The sequence below is a fragment of the Pseudomonas sp. IT-P12 genome (assembly GCF_949767465.1).
Taxonomy (GTDB): Bacteria; Pseudomonadota; Gammaproteobacteria; order Pseudomonadales; family Pseudomonadaceae; genus Aquipseudomonas.
In genome coordinates this window covers 252,929-271,136 of sequence record NZ_CATKPY010000027.1, presented here as the reverse complement: position 1 = coordinate 271,136, position 18,208 = coordinate 252,929, and the positions used below count along the sequence as shown (strand labels likewise).

Below are 18,208 nucleotides of genomic sequence, written 5' to 3'. Positions count from 1 at the left end.
TCCCGGGGCGTGCCTTACTCGGCGTTGCACAGCGCCAGGCAGTTATCGAGCATGCGGTTGGAGAAACCCCATTCGTTGTCGTACCAGGCCAGCACTTTGAGCAGCTTGCCGTTGGCCTTGGTGTGGTTGGCGTCGAAAATCGACGACAGCGGGTTATGGTTGAAGTCGCTGGAGACCAGCGGCAGGGTGTTGTAACCCAGGATTTTCGAATGCTGACTGGCCTGCCTGAGCAGTTCGTTGACTTCCTCGGCCGACGCTTCGCGCTTGAGTTGCACGGTCAGGTCCACCAGCGACACGTTGATGACCGGCACACGCACCGCCATGCCAGTCAGCTTGCCCGCCAGCTCCGGCAGCACCAGGCCGACCGCTTCGGCGGCGCCGGTCTTGCTCGGGATCATGTTCTGGGTGGCGGAGCGGGCGCGGTACGGGTCGGTATGGTAGACGTCGGTCAGGTTCTGGTCGTTGGTGTAGGCGTGGATCGTGGTCATCAGGCCGCTTTCGATCCCCAGCTCGCGATGCAGCACCTGGGCCACCGGGGCCAGGCAGTTGGTGGTGCACGATGCGTTGGAAATGACCTGGTGGGACTGGCGCAGGATGTCGTGGTTGACCCCATAGACCACCGTGGCGTCGGCGCCCTTGGCCGGGGCCGAGATGATGACTTTGCGCGCACCGGCCGTAATGTGTGCGGCGGCCTTGGCCCGGTCGGTGAACAGACCGGTGCATTCGAAGACCACGTCGATTCTTTCCGCAGCCCAGGGCAGGTCGGCCGGGTTGCGAATGGCGCTGACCGCAATACGGTCACCGTTGACGGTCAGGCTCTCCTGGTCGTGCTGGACATCGGCGTCGAACGTGCCGTGAACAGTGTCGTACTTGAGCAAGTGAGCATTGATCGCGCTGTCGCCCAGGTCGTTGATGGCGACGATCTGCAAATCCTGGCGATAGCCCTGGGTATACAGTGCGCGCAGGACATTGCGGCCGATACGGCCAAAACCATTGATTGCGATTCGAAGAGTCATTAACAGGGCCGCCGTCGATTTGTTGTTGGAATTACAAGATTATTCGCAAAAAAATAGAAAACAAGCCTTTTTAGTGGCAATATTTTGTTCAATCTACAACGAGTGACCTGAATCAACTGGTCCGAATGATCAAGCACACCGTCTGTCATTCCATCGACACCGGTGCTTGGTCAGCTAATGGGTCAGCATAGACAATCGGGTCGCCACATCCGTTAGCCTGGAGTTCTGAACATGCATCCCCGCGTCCTTGAGGTCACCGAACGGCTTATCGCTCGCAGTCGTGCCACCCGTGAGGCTTACCTTGCGCTCATTCGCGGTGCCGCCAGCGACGGTCCGATGCGCGGCAAGCTGCAATGCGCCAACTTCGCCCATGGCGTGGCCGGTTGCGGCAGCGAGGACAAGCACAGCCTGCGGATGATGAACGCCGCGAACATCGCAATTGTTTCGTCATATAACGACATGCTCTCGGCGCACCAGCCGTACGAAGTGTTCCCGGAACTGATCAAGAAGGCCCTGCGCGAGATCGGCTCGGTCGGTCAGTTCGCCGGGGGCACGCCGGCCATGTGCGATGGCGTGACCCAGGGCGAGCCGGGCATGGAGCTGAGCCTGCCGAGCCGTGAAGTGATCGCGCTGTCCACCGCAGTGGCGCTGTCCCACAACATGTTCGATGGCGCACTGATGCTCGGCATTTGCGACAAGATCGTGCCGGGCCTGATGATGGGCGCGCTGCGCTTCGGTCACCTGCCGATGGTGTTCGTGCCCGGCGGGCCGATGGTCTCGGGGATTTCCAACAAGCAGAAAGCCGATGTGCGCCAGCGCTATGCCGAAGGCAAGGCCACGCGTGAAGAGCTGCTGGAATCGGAAATGAAGTCCTACCACAGTCCCGGCACCTGCACCTTCTACGGCACCGCCAACACCAACCAATTGCTGATGGAAGTCATGGGCCTGCACTTGCCGGGCGCCTCCTTCGTCAACCCGAACACGCCCCTGCGCGATGCCCTGACCCGCGAAGCGGCGCATCAGGTCACGCGCCTGACCCAGCAGAACGGCAACTTCATGCCCATCGGCGAAATCGTCGACGAGCGTTCGCTGGTCAATTCCATCGTTGCCCTGCACGCCACTGGCGGCTCGACCAACCACACCTTGCACATGCCGGCCATCGCCATGGCGGCGGGCATTCAACTGACCTGGCAGGACATGGCCGACCTCTCCGAAGTCGTGCCGACCCTGAGCCACGTCTACCCGAACGGCAAAGCCGACATCAACCATTTCCAGGCGGCGGGCGGCATGTCGTTCCTGATCCGCGAACTGCTGCAAGCCGGGTTACTCCACGAGAACGTCAACACCGTGCTCGGCCATGGCCTGAGCCGCTACACCCAGGAGCCGTTCCTCGACAACGGCGAGCTGGTCTGGCGCGAAGGCGTGACCGAGAGCCTCGACGAAAGCATCCTGCGTCCGGTGGCTCGCGCGTTCTCGGCAGAGGGCGGCTTGCGGGTGATGGAGGGCAACCTCGGTCGCGGGGTGATGAAGGTCTCCGCCGTGGCGCTGGAAAACCAGATCGTCGAAGCCCCGGCCATGGTGTTCCAGGATCAACAGGACCTGGCCGATGCGTTCAAGGCCGGTCTGCTGGAGAAGGATTTCGTCGCTGTGATGCGCTTCCAGGGCCCGCGCTCCAACGGCATGCCGGAACTGCACAAGATGACGCCGTTCCTTGGCGTCCTGCAGGACCGCGGCTTCAAGGTCGCGCTGGTGACCGACGGGCGCATGTCCGGTGCATCGGGGAAAATCCCGGCGGCCATTCACGTCAGCCCCGAAGCGTATGTGGGCGGCGCTTTGGCGCGCGTGCAAGAGGGCGATATCATCCGCGTCGATGGCGTCAAAGGCACCCTGGAGCTTAAGGTGGACGCCGAGGCATTCGCCGCACGCACGCCGGCCAAGGGCCTGTTGGGCAACAACATCGGCACCGGTCGCGAGCTGTTCGGTTTCATGCGCATGGCGTTCAGCTCCGCAGAGCAGGGCGCCAGCGCCTTCACTTCTGCCCTGGAGACGCTTAATTGAAACTGGCTTTGGTCGGTGACATCGGTGGGACCAACGCACGTTTCGCGTTGTGGAAAAACCAGCAGTTGGAATCGGTCCAGGTCCTGGCGACGGCCGATCATGCCAGCCCGGAGGAGGCCATTGCCCTCTACCTGAGCGGGCTCGGCCTGGCGTCGGGTTCGATCGGCTCGGTATGCCTGTCGGTGGCCGGCCCGGTGAGCGGCGACGAATTCAAGTTCACCAACAATCACTGGCGCCTGAGCCGCAAGGCGTTCTGCCAGACCCTGCAAGTGGACCGCTTGTTGCTGGTCAACGACTTCTCGGCGATGGCGCTGGGCATGACCCGTTTGCAGCCCGGCGAATTCCGCGTGGTCTGCGAGGGCACGCCGGAACCGATGCGCCCGGCCGTGGTGATCGGTCCGGGCACGGGCTTGGGCGTCGGCACCCTGCTGGACCTGGGCGCCGGTCGTTTTGCCGCGTTGCCGGGGGAGGGCGGTCACGTCGATCTGCCTCTGAGCAGCCCACGGGAAACCCAGTTGTGGCAGCACATCTTCAACGAGATCGGTCATGTCAGTGCGGAAACGGCGCTGAGCGGTGGTGGCTTGCCGCGCGTCTATCGGGCGATCTGCGCGGTGGATGGGCATGAGCCGGTGCTGGATACGCCGGAGTCGATCACGGCCGCTGGCCTGGCAGGCGACCCGATCGCCCTGGAAGTGCTGGAGCAGTTCTGCTGCTGGCTGGGTCGCGTGGCCGGCAACAACGTGTTGACCACCGGGGGGCGCGGCGGTGTGTACATCGTTGGCGGGGTCGTTCCGCGCTTTGCCGATTTCTTCCTCGAAAGCGGTTTTGCCCGGTGCTTTGCCGACAAGGGTTGCATGAGTGATTACTTCAAGGGCATTCCGGTGTGGCTGGTGACAGCGCCGTATTCCGGGCTGGTGGGCGCGGGTGTGGCGCTCGATCAATCCTGAGTTGAAATGCGATCAACTGTGGGAGCGGGCTTGCTCGCGAATGCGGTGCATCATTAAACGTTGTGTCGGCTGACACAACGCATTCGCGAGCAAGCCCGCTCCCACATGGATCATGTGGTGTTTGCATATCCAGCGCTTGAGGCATAATCCGCCCCAATTTCAAACAACAAGGACGCCGCCCCCGTGAGCTCAGTCAACAAGTCGATATTGTTGGTCGATGACGATCAAGAGATACGCGAGTTGCTGGACACCTACCTGACCCGTGCCGGTTTCCAGGTACGTACCACGCCCGACGGCGCCGGTTTTCGCCAGGCCTTGAACGAGGCGCCGAGCGACCTGGTCATCCTCGATGTGATGCTGCCCGACGAAGACGGCTTCAGCCTCTGCCGCTGGGTTCGCCAGCACCCGCGCCAGGCGCAGGTGCCGATCATCATGCTCACGGCCAGTTCCGACGAAGCCGACCGGGTCATCGGCCTGGAACTGGGCGCCGACGATTACCTGGGTAAACCCTTCAGTCCCCGTGAATTGCAGGCGCGCATCAAGGCTTTGCTGCGTCGCGCGCAGTTCGGGCAGGAGCGTTCCGGCGGTGAAGTGCTGGCCTTCGACGACTGGCGACTGGACATGGTCAGCCATCGGCTGTTCCACACCGACGGCGAGGAAGTGATTCTCTCCGGCGCCGATTTCGCCCTGCTGAAACTGTTCCTCGATCACCCCCAGGAAATCCTCGACCGCGACACCATCGGCAATGCCACCCGGGGTCGCGACCTGATGCCGCTGGATCGCATCGTCGACATGGCGGTCAGCCGTCTGCGTCAACGCCTGCGCGATACCGAAAAACCGCCGCGGCTGATCCGTACCGTGCGCGGCAGTGGCTATCAGCTGGCGGCCAATGTGGTTGCCAGCAATGGTCACTGAGTTCTTCCGCAAGCTGGCCAGCAAAGTGCCGGTCCCGCGCTCGCTGCTCGGGCGGATGCTCCTGCTGACACTGCTGGCGGTGTTGTTTGCCCAGGCGTTGTCGAGCGTAATCTGGGTCTCGCAGTTGCGCGCCACGCAATTGGAGGGCCTGGTCACCAGTGCCCGCAGCCTGGCGCATTCGATGACGGCCAGTGTCAGTTACCTGCGCTCGTTGCCCGTGGCCTATCGCCCGCTGGTGCTCGACCAGTTGCGCAGCATGGGCGGCACGCGGTTCGTGGTGACCCTCAACGACAAACCCCTGGGCATGCAAGTGCTGCCCATCACGCCGCGCAAGCTGGCGGTGATGAAGGCCGTGGATGGCGTGTTGCGCCAGTCCCTTGGCCAGGACACGGACATCTCGGTGTCGTTCGTCAGTCCCGAGGATTTGCGCATCTTCAACGGCGGCCTGAAGCTCGATGAGTTGCCACGCTCCTGGGCGCATTACGCGCTGACCCTGGAGCCGGTGAACCCACCAGTGCTGGTCACGCAGATCCAGATGGCGCCGGGTGAATGGCTGTACATCGCCTCGCTGTTGCCCGAGCCCTACACCAGTCTGGAAGAGCAGGGCCTGCCGGCCCAGCAAGTGTGGTTCATTGTCCTGACCAGCGGTTTTCTCCTGTTGTTCATCGGCCTGCTGGTGCACTGGCAAAGCCGGCCGCTCAAGCGCCTGGCACGGGCGGCGCGGGAAATGTCGCTGGGGGCGGACGTCGAGCCGGTGGCGCAGGGCGGTGGCAGTGAGGTGGTGGAAGTGGGCCGTGCGTTCAACGCCATGCGTGAGCGCATCAGCCGTTACCTCACCGAACGCAGCCAATTGTTCAGCGCGATTTCCCACGACCTGCGCACGCCGATCACCCGCTTGCGCCTGCGCGTCGAGCTGCTCGAAGACGAGAAGCTGCAAGCCAAGTTCGGCCGTGACCTGGATGAACTGGAGCTGCTGGTCAAAGGCGCGCTGCAATGCGTGAAAGACACCGACATCCACGAAAACATCGAGCTGGTGGACCTCAATCATGTGCTCGACTGCCTGGTCGAACCGTACCTGGCGCCCCACGGCAATGGCCGCGTGACCCAGGATGGCCGGGCGCTGGCGGCCTATCCCGGAAAACCCCTGGCGCTCAAGCGCTGCATCGGCAATCTGATCGACAACGCTTTGAAGTACGGGCAAAACGCGCACCTGCATATCGATGACGACGAGAACGCCTTTGTCCTGCATGTCGATGACGAAGGGCCGGGCGTGCCGGAGCAGCGGCTGGAACAGGTGTTCGAACCCCACTTCCGCCTGGCCGGGCAGCAACAGGGTTATGGATTGGGGTTGGGGATCGCCCGCAACATTGCCCACAGCCATGGTGGCGAGGTCAGTCTGCAGAACCTGCGTGAGGGTGGGTTGAGGGTGACGCTGCAGTTGCCGCGCAATGCTGACTAGCCAGGACCGAGTCGCCCCCATCGCGAGCAGGCTCGCTCCCACAGGTTTCTCGGGTGTTCATGGATTTTGTGAACGACACAGGACCCTGTGGGAGCGAGCCTGCTCGCGATGGCGTCAGACCGGTCAATACATTCAAACAAGGCTGAATGTCACCATTCAGTGACATAACCCACCCCCTTCGTTACAAGCCCGCCGGCGCCCGTTGTTTAGACTGCCCTCCAGTCATAACAACAAGAAAGGCCGCCCATGCACACCTCTCCACCCGTTTCCGGCAATTGGCTGGACGCACCGGCCCATCAGCCATGGCTCGCCGCCGAAGGCTTGCGCCTGCTGGCGTTTGCCAAGGCGTCGAAACTGCCCGAAGGTTTCGGCAACCTGGATGAAAAGGGCCGGCTGCCGGCCAATGCCCAGGCCGAAACGATGAACACCGCGCGCATGACCCACAGCTTCGCCATGGCGCATATTCAGGGTCTGCCGGGGTTTGCCGAGCTGGTCGATCACGGCGTCCAGGCGCTCAGCGGTGCGTTGAAGGATGCCGTGCACGGCGGCTGGTTCGCCAGCGCCCATCACGCCGATGGCAACACCGGCAAGGCCGCTTACCTGCACGCCTTCGTGGCCCTCGCCGCCAGCTCCGCCGTGGTTGCGCAGCGCCCCGGCGCACAGGCCCTGCTCGATGATGCGATGCAGATCATCGACACGCATTTCTGGAGCGAGGAGGAGGGCGCGATGCGCGAATCCTTCAGTCGCGACTGGCGTGACGAAGAAGCGTATCGCGGCGCCAACAGCAACATGCACGCCACCGAAGCATTCCTCGCCCTGGCCGATGTCACGGGTCAACAGCGCTGGTTGAGCCGTGCGCAGCGCATCGTCGAGCGCGTGATCCATGGCCATGCCGCGGCCAATGGTTATTTGGTGATCGAGCATTTCGATCGCGACTGGCAACCCTTGCGCGAGTACAACCACGATAACCCTGCCGACGGCTTCCGTCCTTACGGCACCACGCCGGGCCATGGTTTCGAATGGGCGCGGCTGGTGCTGCACCTCGAAGCCGCGCGCGTGCAGGCCGGCATGCTGACGCCGGGTTGGCTGGTCAGCGACGCGCAACAACTCTTCGAACACAACTGCCGCCACGGCTGGAATATCGATGGCTTGCCGGGGATCGTCTACACCCTCGACTGGGACAATCGGGCGGTGGTGCGTCACCGCCTGCACTGGACCCATTGCGAAGCCAGCGCCGCTGCCAGCGCATTGTTCAAGCGCACGGGCGAGGCGCAGTACGAAGCCTGGTACCGACGGTTCTGGGCATTTTGCGAGCAGTATTTCATCGATCGCGAAGACGGCAGCTGGCACCATGAACTCAACCCGCAGAACCGGCCCAGCGCCGATATCTGGGCGGGCAAGCCCGATCTGTATCACGCCTGGCAAGCCGTGCTGATCCCGCGCCTGCCGCTGGCGCCGAGCATGGCCAGTGCCCTGGCAGGGTTGTCCCAGAGCATTTCCATGTAACCATGCGGTGACATTCACGCGTCCCTTCGTTACCTGCGAGGGGAACGCTCCTGTTTAAAATCCCATGCAGCGCAAGCACCAGACTTGCAATGCATAACAACAAGAAAGGTACTTCTAGATGAATGCGATTTCTCGCCTCGCTACTGTCATTTCTATCGCCTCCCTGTTTCCCCTCAGTGCCCTTGCCGACGCTTCCAAAGGTTCCGTGGAAGTCGTTCACTGGTGGACGTCCGGTGGCGAAAAGGCAGCGGTCGATGTGCTCAAGGCCCAAGTCGAAAAAGACGGTTTCACCTGGAAGGACGGCGCAGTTGCCGGGGGCGGCGGTTCCACCGCCATGACCGTGCTCAAGAGCCGTGCCGTGGCCGGTAACCCGCCAGGCGTTGCCCAGATCAAGGGCCCGGACATCCAGGAGTGGGGCAGCACCGGCCTGCTCAGCACCGACACCCTCAAGGATGTCGCCAAGGCTGAAAACTGGGATGGCCTGTTGTCGAAAAAAGTCTCCGACACCGTCAAATACGAAGGCGACTACGTGGCCGTGCCGGTGAACATCCACCGCGTCAACTGGCTGTGGATCAACCCGCAAGTGTTCAAGAAAGCCGGGATCGACAAAGCCCCGACCACCCTCGAAGAATTCTATGCCGCTGGCGACAAGCTCAAGGCCGCCGGCTTCATCGCGCTCGCCCACGGCGGCCAGCCGTGGCAGGACAGCACCGTGTTCGAAGACGTGGTGCTCTCGGTCATGGGCGCCGACGGTTACAAGAAGGCCCTGGTGGACCTCGACCAGAAAACCCTGGCGGGCGCCGACATGACCAAGGCGTTCACCGAGCTGAAGAAAATCACCACCTACATGGATCCGAACCGTGCCGGTCGTGACTGGAACATCGCTGCCGCCGACGTCATCAACGGCAAGGCCGGCATGCAGATGATGGGTGACTGGGCCAAGAGCGAATGGACGGCGGCGAAGAAAGTCGCCGGCAAGGACTATCAGTGCGTGGCCTTCCCGGGCACCGACAAATCCTTCACCTACAACATCGATTCGCTGGCCGTGTTCAAGCTCAAGGCCGATCGCAAGGGTGACATCGCCGCGCAACAGGACCTGGCCAAGGTCGCGTTGGGCACCGACTTCCAGAAAGTCTTCAGCATCAACAAGGGATCGATTCCGGTCCGCACCGACATGCTGAACGAGATGGACAAGCTCGGCTTCGACGCCTGCGCGCAAACCGCGGCCAAGGACTTCCTGGCGGATGACAAGACCGGCGGCCTGCAACCGAGCATGGCGCACAACATGGCCACTTCCCTGGCCGTGCAAGGCGCGATCTTCGACGTGGTCACCAACTTCATGAACGACAAGGACGCCGACCCGGCCAAGGCCAGCGCGCAATTGGCGTCGGCGGTCAAAGCGGCGCAGTAATCCCTGACATACCCCACCCAAATGTGGGAGCGGGCTTGCTCGCGAAAGCGGTTCCAACTTCAACACATGTGTTGACTGACACTCCGCTTTCGCGAGCAAGCCCGCTCCCACACTGGATCGGTGTGGCGATTATTTTCTCTTCTCTGGATTATCCCGATGAGCTCTGTGGCGGTTTTCAGCAAAGCCTCACCGTTCGATGCGCTGCAGCGCTGGTTGCCCAAGTTGGTACTGGCGCCGAGCATGCTGATCGTGCTGGTTGGTTTCTACGGTTACATCATCTGGACGTTCATTCTGTCCTTCACCAATTCCAGCTTCATGCCGAGCTACAAGTGGGTCGGCCTGCAGCAATACATGCGCCTGATGGACAACGACCGCTGGTGGGTCGCGAGCAAGAACCTCGCGCTCTTCGGCGGCATGTTCATCGGCATCAGCCTGATCCTCGGCGTGTTCCTCGCCGTGCTGCTGGACCAGCGCATTCGCAAGGAAGGCTTCATTCGCACCGTCTACCTGTACCCGATGGCACTGTCGATGATCGTCACCGGTACCGCGTGGAAATGGCTGCTCAACCCGGGCCTGGGCCTGGACAAGATGCTGCGTGACTGGGGCTGGGAAGGCTTCCGTCTGGACTGGCTGGTGGATCAGGATCGCGTGGTCTATTGCCTGGTGATCGCCGCCGTGTGGCAAGCCTCGGGCTTTGTGATGGCGATGTTCCTCGCCGGCCTGCGCGGCGTCGATCAGTCGATCATCCGTGCCGCGCAAGTCGACGGCGCGAGCCTGCCGACCATCTACCTGAAGATCGTGTTGCCGAGCCTGCGCCCGGTGTTCTTCAGTGCCTTCATGATCCTCGCGCACATTGCGATCAAGAGCTTCGACCTGGTCGCGGCGATGACGGCGGGCGGTCCGGGCTACTCGTCCGACCTGCCGGCGATGTTTATGTATTCCTTCACCTTCAGCCGTGGACAGATGGGCATCGGGTCGGCCAGCGCCATGCTGATGCTCGGTGCCGTGCTGACCATTCTCGTGCCGTACCTGTACTCCGAGCTGCGAGGCAAGCGCCATGACTAATCAACTCGGCAAACCGGCGCTCAGCTTCAGCCGCATCGCCATCTACGCCACCTTGCTGCTGGCGGCGGCGGTGTACCTGATCCCGCTGGTGGTGATGCTGCTGACCAGCTTCAAGACCCCGGAAGACATTCGCACCGGCAACCTGCTGAGCTGGCCGGCGGTGATCGACGGCATCGGCTGGGTCAAGGCCTGGGACGTGGTCGGCGGCTACTTCTGGAACTCGGTGAAAATCACCGTGCCGGCCGTGCTGATCTCGACCTTCATTGGCGCGATGAACGGCTACGTACTGTCGATGTGGCGCTTCCGCGGCTCGCAACTGTTCTTCGGCCTGCTGCTGTTCGGTTGCTTCCTGCCGTTCCAGACCGTGCTGCTGCCGGCCTCGTTCACCCTGGGCAAGTTCGGCCTGGCCAACACCACCACCGGCCTGGTGCTGGTGCACGTGGTCTACGGCCTGGCGTTTACCACGCTGTTCTTCCGCAACTACTACGTGAGCGTTCCGGATGCGCTGGTCAAGGCGGCGCGCCTGGATGGCGCGGGCTTCTTCACCATCTTCTGGAAGATCCTGCTGCCGATGTCGATCCCGATCGTCATGGTCTGCCTGATCTGGCAGTTCACCCAGATCTGGAACGATTTCCTGTTCGGCGTGGTGTTCGCCAGTGGCGATGCCCAGCCAATCACCGTGGCCCTGAACAACCTGGTCAACACCAGCACCGGGGCCAAGGAATACAACGTTGATATGGCGGCCGCGATGATCGCCGGGCTGCCGACACTGCTGGTCTACATATTCGCTGGCAAGTATTTCCTGCGTGGGCTGACGTCCGGCGCGGTCAAGGGGTAGAAACATGGCAACTCTCGAATTACGCAACGTCAACAAGACCTATGGCGCCGGTTTGCCGGACACCCTGAAAAACATCGAGCTGAAGATCGACGACGGGGAATTCCTGATCCTGGTCGGCCCCTCGGGTTGCGGCAAATCCACGCTGATGAACTGCATTGCCGGCCTGGAAACCATCAGCGGCGGGGCGATCCTGGTGGATGACGCCGACATCAGCGGCATGAGCCCGAAAGACCGGGACATTGCCATGGTGTTCCAGTCCTACGCGCTGTACCCGACCATGAGCGTGCGCGACAACATCGCGTTCGGCCTGAAGATCCGCAAGATGCCGACCGCCGAAATCGACGAGGAAGTCGCCCGTGTCGCCAAGCTGTTGCAGATCGAGCACCTGCTGGGCCGCAAGCCCGGCCAGCTCTCCGGTGGCCAGCAGCAGCGCGTGGCGATGGGCCGTGCCCTGGCGCGGCGGCCGAAGATCTACCTGTTCGACGAACCGCTGTCCAACCTCGATGCCAAGCTGCGGGTCGAGATGCGCACCGAAATGAAACTGATGCACCAGCGCCTGAAAACCACCACGGTCTACGTGACCCACGACCAGATCGAAGCGATGACCCTGGGCGACAAGGTGGCGGTGATGAAGGACGGCATCATCCAGCAGTTCGGCACGCCGAAGGACATCTACAACAACCCGGCCAACCTGTTCGTGGCGAGCTTCATCGGTTCGCCGCCGATGAACTTCATCCCCCTGCGCCTGCAACGCAAGGACGGCCGTCTGCTGGCGCTGCTCGACAGCGGCCAGGCGCGCTGCGAGTTGCCGCTGGGCACGCAGGACGCCGGTCTCGAAAACCGCGAAGTGATCCTTGGTATCCGCCCGGAGCAGATCGCACTGGCGACCAGCGACGGCAATGGTTTGCCGACCATTCGCGCCGAGGTGCAAGTCACCGAACCGACCGGACCCGACACCCTGGTGTTCGTCAATCTCAACGACACCAAGGTCTGCTGCCGCCTGGCGCCGGATGTTGCGCCGCAGGTAGGCGAGACCCTGACCCTGCAGTTCGACCCCTCGAAAGTGCTGCTGTTTGATGCGAAGACCGGTGAGCGCCTCGGCGAGGCCGGTGTGCCGAAGGTCGGGAACCACGCGGCGAACGTCGCTCAATTCAAGGGCCGCTGAAGAATACGTGCCGGAGCGGGCCTGCTCGCTCCCACCAGGGGGAAATCCGTGACGGGCGGCCTGTCGTCCGCCACAACCGCTGTAACCGCGTTAAACAAAAGTTAATAACAATAAAACGAGGAATGTAGGGATGAAGAAGAACAACAACGCCCAGTTGATCTGCCAGTTATCGGCAGTTGCGGCAATGATGCTGGCCGGTAGCGTCCAGGCGGCTGACGCGTTTGCCGCCGACTCCGAATGGATGACCGGTGACTGGGGTGGTGAGCGGACCCGCCTGATCGAGCAGGGTATCGACATCAAAATGGATTACGTCGGTGAAGTCGGTGGCAACCTGCACGGCGGCTACAACAACGACAAGACGGCGCGTTACTCCGACCAGTTTGGCCTCGGCGTCGCCCTGGATCTGCAAAAGCTCTGGGGCTGGGATAACACCCAGGCGAAGATCCAGCTGACCAACCGTAACGGCGAAAACATCTCCAACGACCGCGTGGGCGACCCGCGTGCCGGCACCTTGAGTTCGTCCCAGGAAGTCTACGGCCGTGGCCACATGGTTCGCCTGACCCAACTGTGGATCAAGCACCAGTTCCTCGACGGCAAGCTGGACGTCAAGGCCGGTTACTTCGGTGAAGGCGAAGACTTCAACACCTTCCCGTGCGAATTCCAGAACCTGGCGTTCTGCGGTTCCCAGGTGGGTAACTGGGCCACCAACATCTGGTACAACTGGCCGGTCAGCCAGGCGGCCATCCGCGTGAAGTACAACATCTCGCCGGAGTTCTATGCGCAGATCGGCGCCTATAACCAGAACCCGTCGCAACTGGAACACGGCAACGGCTTCAAGCTCAGCGGCAGCGGTACCAAGGGCACCGTGCTGCCGGTGGAACTGGTGTGGTTGCCTAACCCAGGCAATCTGCCGGGCGAATACCGTGTCGGTTACTACAAGAGCACGGCCAAGGCCGATGACGTTCGTGAAGACGTGAACGGCGATGACGCGGCCACCAGCGGCAATGCCTATCGCAGCCACAGCAGCAAGTCCGGTTACTGGTTCGTGGCGCAGCAACAACTCACCAGCCACAACGGTGACGCGTCGCGCGGTCTGACCCTTTCCGCCAACGCCACCTTCCACGACAAGGACACCAACATCGTCGACAACTACCAGTCGCTGATGCTGGTGTACAAGGGCCCGTTCGATGCGCGTCCGAAGGATGACGTCGGTATCGGTTTCGCCCGTATCCATGTCAACGATGACGTGAAGAAGAACGCCGAGCTGGTCAACGCCGCCAATGGTGTCGGCGATTACCAGGACCCGTTGTTCTCGCCCCTGCGCGACACCGAATACAACTACGAAATCAACTACGGCTTCCACGTGACCAACTGGCTGACCGTGCGTCCCAACCTGCAATACATCACTCACCCAGGCGGTGTGGATGAAGTCGACAACGCGCTGGTCGCCGGCCTGAAAATTCAGTCGGTGTTCTAACGCTGTTGCGATAAGCTCCTCTCTATGTGCGCATTTTTGCGGACGGCCCAGGCTGTCCGCTTTTTTTTGGGAGGGCGGCGCACCCCGGTGGCAGATGAATTTCAGGACCGTGGCACATGCATGAGCATCCGCTACAACGCTTCTTCAAATCCTTGCGCGAACGTCCGGTGTTCGCCTGGGAGCGCTATCAGAAGCGCGATGTGCTGGTGATCGATCACCCGCTGTGTCAGGCGGTGTTCAGCCGGCAGGGCGCGCAATTGCTGCACTTTCAGCCCAGGGGGCAGAAACCCTGGCTCTGGTGCGCGGCGAGATGGCCACACGTGGGCGCCATTCGCGGTGGCGTGCCGGTGTGCTGGCCGTGGTACGGCCGGCATCCGAGCGAAAACGCCTGGCCGTCCCATGGCTGGGCCCGCTTGCTTGACTGGAAGCTGCTCGACAGCCGCCATGACGACGACGGCGTGCGCCTGCACTGGCGTCTGGAGTTGTGTGACTGGCAGGTGGACCTGCATGCGCACCTGGGCGAACGCATGGAGTTGCGCCTGAGCACCGAGCATCAGGACAGCCTGCCGTGCCAGTTGAGTCAGGCGTTGCACGCCTATTGGCGTATTGGCGACGTCGGTGAGGTAGCGCTGTCTGGGCTCGAAGGCGCGCAGGGTTACGACCAGCTCAACCGTCAGGTTTGCCAGCAGGAAGGCGAGTTACGGGTGGAGGGCGGCTGTCAGCGGGTGTTCCAGCACGAGGGTGAATTGCAGCTCAAGGACCATGCCTGGCAGCGCGAATTGTGCATCGATACCGGCGAAACCGCCGATACGGTGGTTTGGCATCCCGGCTCGCGGCCATTGCTGGGGGTGAGCTGGGACGAGGTGTCGGAGTTTGTTTGCGTGGAAGCAGCCAGCGGTGGTACGGACAGTTTGTGCCTGAAGCCGGGGGAGCGGGCGCATTTGAGTTTGCAGGCGCGGGTGGGGGTTTGACTGTGCGGCGTCGCCGCTGGCGCCTTCGCGGGCAAGCCCGCTCCCACAGGGACACCCATTTCAATGTGGGAGCGGGCTTGCTCGCGAAGAGGGCCTGGCAGGCGATGAAGGTTTTGAGTTAGTTGAACTCATCCCCCACCGGATACCGGCTCGCATTCAGGCTTTCCTTGATCTTGCGCAAATGCGGCTGGAAATCCACGCCACGGCGCAGGGTCATGCCGGTGGCCAGGACGTCCAGCACCGTCAGTTGAATGATCCGCGAGGTCATCGGCATGTAGATGTCGGTGTCTTCAGGCAACGGAATGTTCAGGCTCAAGGTGCTGGCTTTGGCCAGCGGTGAGTTTTCGGCGGTCAGGCCGAGCACTGAAGCGCCGTTTTCCCGGGCGATACGCGCCACTTCCACCAGTTCGCGGGTGCGGCCGGTGTAGGAAATGATCACGAACAGTTCACCGGTGTGCGCCACCGAGGCAATCATGCGCTGCATCAGCACGTCGGCATGGGCCGTGACGGCCAGGTTGAAACGGAAGAACTTGTGCTGCGCATCCAGTGCCACCGGCGCGGAGGCGCCGAGGCCGAAGAAGTGGATCTGCCGGGCCTGGATCAACAGGTCGACGGCGCGGCTGATCAGGCTCGGGTCCAGGGCTTGCAGAGCGCTGTCCAGGGAGGCAATGGCACTGCCGAAAATCTTCTTGGTATAGGCTTCCGGGTTGTCGTCGGCTTCCACTGCGCGGCTGACGTACGCGGCGCCGCTGGCCAGGCTCTGGGCCAGCTGCAACTTGAGTTCCGGGTAACCGCTGACGCCGAACGAACGGCAGAAGCGGTTGACCGTCGGTTCACTGACCGAAGCGGCCTGGGCGAGGGCGGCGATGCTGAACCGGGTGGCCTGCTGTGGGTTGAGCAGGATCACCTCGGCGACTTTGCGCTCGGCCTTGTTCAGCTCTTCAAGGCGATTCTGGATCTGCTCCAGTAAATTTCGCACGCGGTCCATATAAGTATCCTTGACACCTGCGCCGATAAGCGCACGGCTATGCAAAAAGGGCCTTTGATGGGGCCCGTAACGGTGGCCTATCCTACTGATGGCTCCGACCGACCACCACTCGGAATCTGTATTTTGCGGAAATGTTGTGGTTATTACTACATTTTCCCTTGAGTGATGCCTTGAAAAAAGGTATTTGTAGCTTAACTTGATAAAAGAACAAATATCATGCCTTCGATTACGGTTGAACCGTGCACCTTCGCCCTGTTCGGCGCCCTTGGCGACCTGGCCTTGCGCAAGCTGTTTCCTGCCCTGTATCAGCTCGATGGCGCCGGCCTGCTGCACGAGGACACGCGCATCATCGCGCTGGCCCGTGAGCCCGGCAGCGAGCAGGAGCACCTGACGTTCATCGCTTCCGAGCTGCGCCGATATGTCGGTGCCAAAGAGCTGGACGAAGCAGTGGTCGAACGTTTCCTGGCGCGCCTGACCTATCTGCACGTCGATTTCCTCAAGTCCGAAGATTACGTGGCCCTGGCCGAACTGGCCGGCACCACCCAGCGACTGATTGCCTACTTCGCCACGCCGGCCGCCGTCTACGGTGCGATCTGCGAGAACCTGGCCAAGGTCGGCCTGGCGGAAAACACCCGTGTGGTGCTGGAAAAACCCATCGGCTCGGACCTCGAATCCTCGCGCACGGTCAATGACGCCGTGGCGCAGTTCTTCCCGGAGAACCGCACGTACCGCATCGACCACTATCTGGGCAAAGAGACCGTCCAGAACCTGATCGCCCTGCGTTTCGCCAACAGCCTGTTCGAAACCCAGTGGAACCAGAATTACATCTCCCACGTGGAAATCACCGTGGCCGAGAAAGTCGGGATCGAAGGTCGCTGGGGCTACTTCGACAAGGCCGGCCAACTGCGGGACATGATCCAGAACCACCTGCTGCAACTGCTCTGCCTGATCGCCATGGACCCGCCGGCCGACCTGTCCGCCGACAGCATCCGTGACGAGAAAGTCAAAGTGCTCAAGGCCCTGGCGCCGATCAGTCCGGAAGGCCTGACCACGCAGGTGGTCCGCGGCCAGTACATCGCCGGTTACAGCGAAGGCAAACCGGTGCCGGGCTACCTTGAAGAGCCCAATTCCAACACTCAGAGCGACACCGAAACCTTCGTCGCCCTGCGTGCCGACATCCGTAACTGGCGCTGGGCCGGCGTGCCGTTCTACCTGCGCACCGGCAAGCGCATGCCGCAGAAGCTGTCGCAGATCGTCATCCATTTCAAGGAACCGTCGCACTACATCTTTGCGCCGGAACAGCGCCTGCAGATCAGTAACAAGCTGATTATCCGCCTGCAACCGGACGAAGGCATTTCCCTGCGGGTGATGACCAAGGACCAGGGCCTGGACAAGGGCATGCAACTGCGCAGCGGTCCGCTGCAACTGAATTTTTCCGACACCTGGCGCAGCGCACGGATTCCCGATGCCTACGAGCGGTTGTTGCTGGAAGTGATGCGCGGCAATCAGAACCTGTTTGTCCGCAAAGATGAAATCGAAGCCGCGTGGAAGTGGTGTGACCAGTTGATCGCCGGGTGGAAAAAGTCCGGCGATGCGCCCAAGCCGTACGCGGCCGGGTCCTGGGGGCCGATGAGCTCCATTGCACTGATCACGCGGGATGGGAGGTCGTGGTATGGCGATATCTGATTTGAAACTGCCCCAGGGCGTCAGCGCCCATGCGTTCAAGAGCCCGGTGCTGCTGGCCGAGAGCCTGGCGCTGAACGTGGCCAAGCAATTGAGCGATGCGATCGACACCCAGGGCACCGCGACCCTGGTGGTCTCCGGCGGCCGCAGTCCCGTGGCGTTTTTCCAGCATTTGGCCAAGCAGGCGCTGGACTGGTCGAACGTCGTGGTCAGCCTGGCGGACGAGCGCTGGGTGCCGGTGGAGCACGCCGACAGCAATGCCGGCCTGCTCAAGAAATACCTGTTGCAGGGGCCGGCAGCCAAGGCGCAGTTCCTCAGCCTGTACAGCGCCAGCGCCAATCTGGAACAGGCCGCCGAGCACGCCGACCGTTTGCTTTCCGAATTGCCGGTGATCGACGTGCTGGTGCTGGGCATGGGCGACGACGGGCATACGGCGTCGCTGTTCCCCAACAGCCCGAACCTCGCCGAGGCCTTGAAGGCCGACGGCACGCGTCGATGCTATCCGATGCTGGCGCCGACCGTGCCGCATCAACGTCTGACCATGAGTCGCGCGCTACTGGCATCGGCCAAACACAAGATTCTGTCGATTTCCGGTCAGTCCAAGCTGACCACTCTGAACACCGCACTGGCCGGTGACGATGTCGCCGCACTGCCGATTCGCGCATTTCTGCAACCTACGTTAGAGATTTACTGGTGCCCATGAGCCAAG

General features: G+C 62.1%; 15 protein-coding genes. 13 read left to right on the top strand and 2 right to left on the bottom strand.

The genetic code is table 11. The features are described from left to right. Positions 1 to 14: 14 nt before the first annotated feature. Positions 15 to 1,016 carry a type I glyceraldehyde-3-phosphate dehydrogenase gene (gene gap / locus ACM6IM_RS28135; RefSeq protein WP_192305615.1) on the bottom strand — a complete coding sequence of 334 codons (1,002 nt, stop codon included), beginning with the start codon at positions 1,014 to 1,016 and terminating at the stop codon, positions 15 to 17. Positions 1,017 to 1,247: 231 nt separating this feature from the next. On the opposite strand from gap, the gene edd reads away from it, so the two are divergent. From edd to ACM6IM_RS28080, 11 genes are all read left to right on the top strand, one after another. After that, positions 1,248 to 3,074 carry a phosphogluconate dehydratase gene (edd, locus tag ACM6IM_RS28130; protein WP_201193427.1) on the top strand — a complete coding sequence of 609 codons (1,827 nt, stop codon included), beginning with the start codon at positions 1,248 to 1,250 and terminating at the stop codon, positions 3,072 to 3,074. Then, positions 3,071 to 4,021, top strand: coding sequence for a glucokinase (locus ACM6IM_RS28125; RefSeq protein ID WP_414866897.1), 951 nt, complete (start codon positions 3,071 to 3,073; stop codon positions 4,019 to 4,021). Before edd ends, ACM6IM_RS28125 begins: the two co-directional genes overlap by 4 nt. A gap of 183 nt (positions 4,022 to 4,204) precedes the next feature. Further along, entirely contained in the window at positions 4,205 to 4,936 is a 732-nt protein-coding gene (locus tag ACM6IM_RS28120) for a response regulator (RefSeq protein ID WP_192305621.1), read from the top strand. Continuing rightward, entirely contained in the window at positions 4,926 to 6,395 is a 1,470-nt protein-coding gene (locus ACM6IM_RS28115) for an ATP-binding protein (RefSeq protein ID WP_414866896.1), read from the top strand. Before ACM6IM_RS28120 ends, ACM6IM_RS28115 begins: the two co-directional genes overlap by 11 nt. 246 nt (positions 6,396 to 6,641) lie before the next feature. Then, positions 6,642 to 7,901: an AGE family epimerase/isomerase gene (locus ACM6IM_RS28110; RefSeq protein WP_414866895.1), complete on the top strand. Its 1,260-nt coding sequence runs from the start codon at positions 6,642 to 6,644 to the stop codon at positions 7,899 to 7,901. A 118-nt stretch (positions 7,902 to 8,019) separates the two neighbouring features. Next, complete coding sequence (locus tag ACM6IM_RS28105) at positions 8,020 to 9,312, top strand: ABC transporter substrate-binding protein (RefSeq protein WP_192305628.1); 1,293 nt, start codon at positions 8,020 to 8,022, stop codon at positions 9,310 to 9,312. A 156-nt stretch (positions 9,313 to 9,468) separates the two neighbouring features. Then, positions 9,469 to 10,377 carry a carbohydrate ABC transporter permease gene (locus ACM6IM_RS28100; RefSeq protein WP_192305630.1) on the top strand — a complete coding sequence of 303 codons (909 nt, stop codon included), beginning with the start codon at positions 9,469 to 9,471 and terminating at the stop codon, positions 10,375 to 10,377. After that, positions 10,370 to 11,215 carry a carbohydrate ABC transporter permease gene (locus tag ACM6IM_RS28095; protein WP_192305632.1) on the top strand — a complete coding sequence of 282 codons (846 nt, stop codon included), beginning with the start codon at positions 10,370 to 10,372 and terminating at the stop codon, positions 11,213 to 11,215. Before ACM6IM_RS28100 ends, ACM6IM_RS28095 begins: the two co-directional genes overlap by 8 nt. A gap of 4 nt (positions 11,216 to 11,219) precedes the next feature. Beyond that, on the top strand, positions 11,220 to 12,380 hold the full coding sequence (locus ACM6IM_RS28090; protein ID WP_201193419.1) for an ABC transporter ATP-binding protein: 1,161 nt from the start codon (positions 11,220 to 11,222) through the stop codon (positions 12,378 to 12,380). A gap of 130 nt (positions 12,381 to 12,510) precedes the next feature. Next, positions 12,511 to 13,857 (top strand): carbohydrate porin, encoded by a 1,347-nt coding sequence (locus tag ACM6IM_RS28085; RefSeq protein ID WP_192305636.1) that lies wholly within the window; start codon positions 12,511 to 12,513, stop codon positions 13,855 to 13,857. A gap of 116 nt (positions 13,858 to 13,973) precedes the next feature. Then, positions 13,974 to 14,828 carry a D-hexose-6-phosphate mutarotase gene (locus ACM6IM_RS28080; protein WP_192305638.1) on the top strand — a complete coding sequence of 285 codons (855 nt, stop codon included), beginning with the start codon at positions 13,974 to 13,976 and terminating at the stop codon, positions 14,826 to 14,828. A 118-nt stretch (positions 14,829 to 14,946) separates the two neighbouring features. Here the strand turns inward: ACM6IM_RS28080 and ACM6IM_RS28075 are convergent, their stop codons facing one another. Then, the gene (locus ACM6IM_RS28075; protein WP_191623047.1) at positions 14,947 to 15,807 is read right to left on the bottom strand and encodes a MurR/RpiR family transcriptional regulator; all 861 of its coding nucleotides are present in this window, start codon (positions 15,805 to 15,807) and stop codon (positions 14,947 to 14,949) included. 225 nt (positions 15,808 to 16,032) lie between these two features. On the opposite strand from ACM6IM_RS28075, the gene zwf reads away from it, so the two are divergent. Both zwf and pgl read left to right on the top strand, forming a co-directional pair. Next, on the top strand, positions 16,033 to 17,502 hold the full coding sequence (gene zwf / locus ACM6IM_RS28070; protein WP_192305640.1) for a glucose-6-phosphate dehydrogenase: 1,470 nt from the start codon (positions 16,033 to 16,035) through the stop codon (positions 17,500 to 17,502). Continuing rightward, on the top strand, positions 17,489 to 18,202 hold the full coding sequence (gene pgl, locus ACM6IM_RS28065) for a 6-phosphogluconolactonase (RefSeq protein ID WP_414866894.1): 714 nt from the start codon (positions 17,489 to 17,491) through the stop codon (positions 18,200 to 18,202). The genes zwf and pgl overlap by 14 nt, the downstream gene beginning before the upstream one ends. Positions 18,203 to 18,208: the final 6 nt, after the last annotated feature.

What these genes read in the sequence shown, in the direction of transcription:
- ACM6IM_RS28100 (WP_192305630.1), top strand. Translation starts at nt 9,469, where the DNA reads ATGAGCTCTGTGGCGGTTTTCAGCAAAGCCTCACCGTTCGATGCGCTG.
- ACM6IM_RS28110 (WP_414866895.1), top strand. Translation starts at nt 6,642, where the DNA reads ATGCACACCTCTCCACCCGTTTCCGGCAATTGGCTGGACGCACCGGCC.
- ACM6IM_RS28095 (WP_192305632.1), top strand. Translation starts at nt 10,370, where the DNA reads ATGACTAATCAACTCGGCAAACCGGCGCTCAGCTTCAGCCGCATCGCC.
- ACM6IM_RS28115 (WP_414866896.1), top strand. Translation starts at nt 4,926, where the DNA reads ATGGTCACTGAGTTCTTCCGCAAGCTGGCCAGCAAAGTGCCGGTCCCG.
- gap (WP_192305615.1), bottom strand. Translation starts at nt 1,016, where the DNA reads ATGACTCTTCGAATCGCAATCAATGGTTTTGGCCGTATCGGCCGCAAT.
- edd (WP_201193427.1), top strand. Translation starts at nt 1,248, where the DNA reads ATGCATCCCCGCGTCCTTGAGGTCACCGAACGGCTTATCGCTCGCAGT.
- zwf (WP_192305640.1), top strand. Translation starts at nt 16,033, where the DNA reads ATGCCTTCGATTACGGTTGAACCGTGCACCTTCGCCCTGTTCGGCGCC.
- ACM6IM_RS28090 (WP_201193419.1), top strand. Translation starts at nt 11,220, where the DNA reads ATGGCAACTCTCGAATTACGCAACGTCAACAAGACCTATGGCGCCGGT.
- ACM6IM_RS28105 (WP_192305628.1), top strand. Translation starts at nt 8,020, where the DNA reads ATGAATGCGATTTCTCGCCTCGCTACTGTCATTTCTATCGCCTCCCTG.
- ACM6IM_RS28080 (WP_192305638.1), top strand. Translation starts at nt 13,974, where the DNA reads ATGCATGAGCATCCGCTACAACGCTTCTTCAAATCCTTGCGCGAACGT.
- pgl (WP_414866894.1), top strand. Translation starts at nt 17,489, where the DNA reads ATGGCGATATCTGATTTGAAACTGCCCCAGGGCGTCAGCGCCCATGCG.
- ACM6IM_RS28085 (WP_192305636.1), top strand. Translation starts at nt 12,511, where the DNA reads ATGAAGAAGAACAACAACGCCCAGTTGATCTGCCAGTTATCGGCAGTT.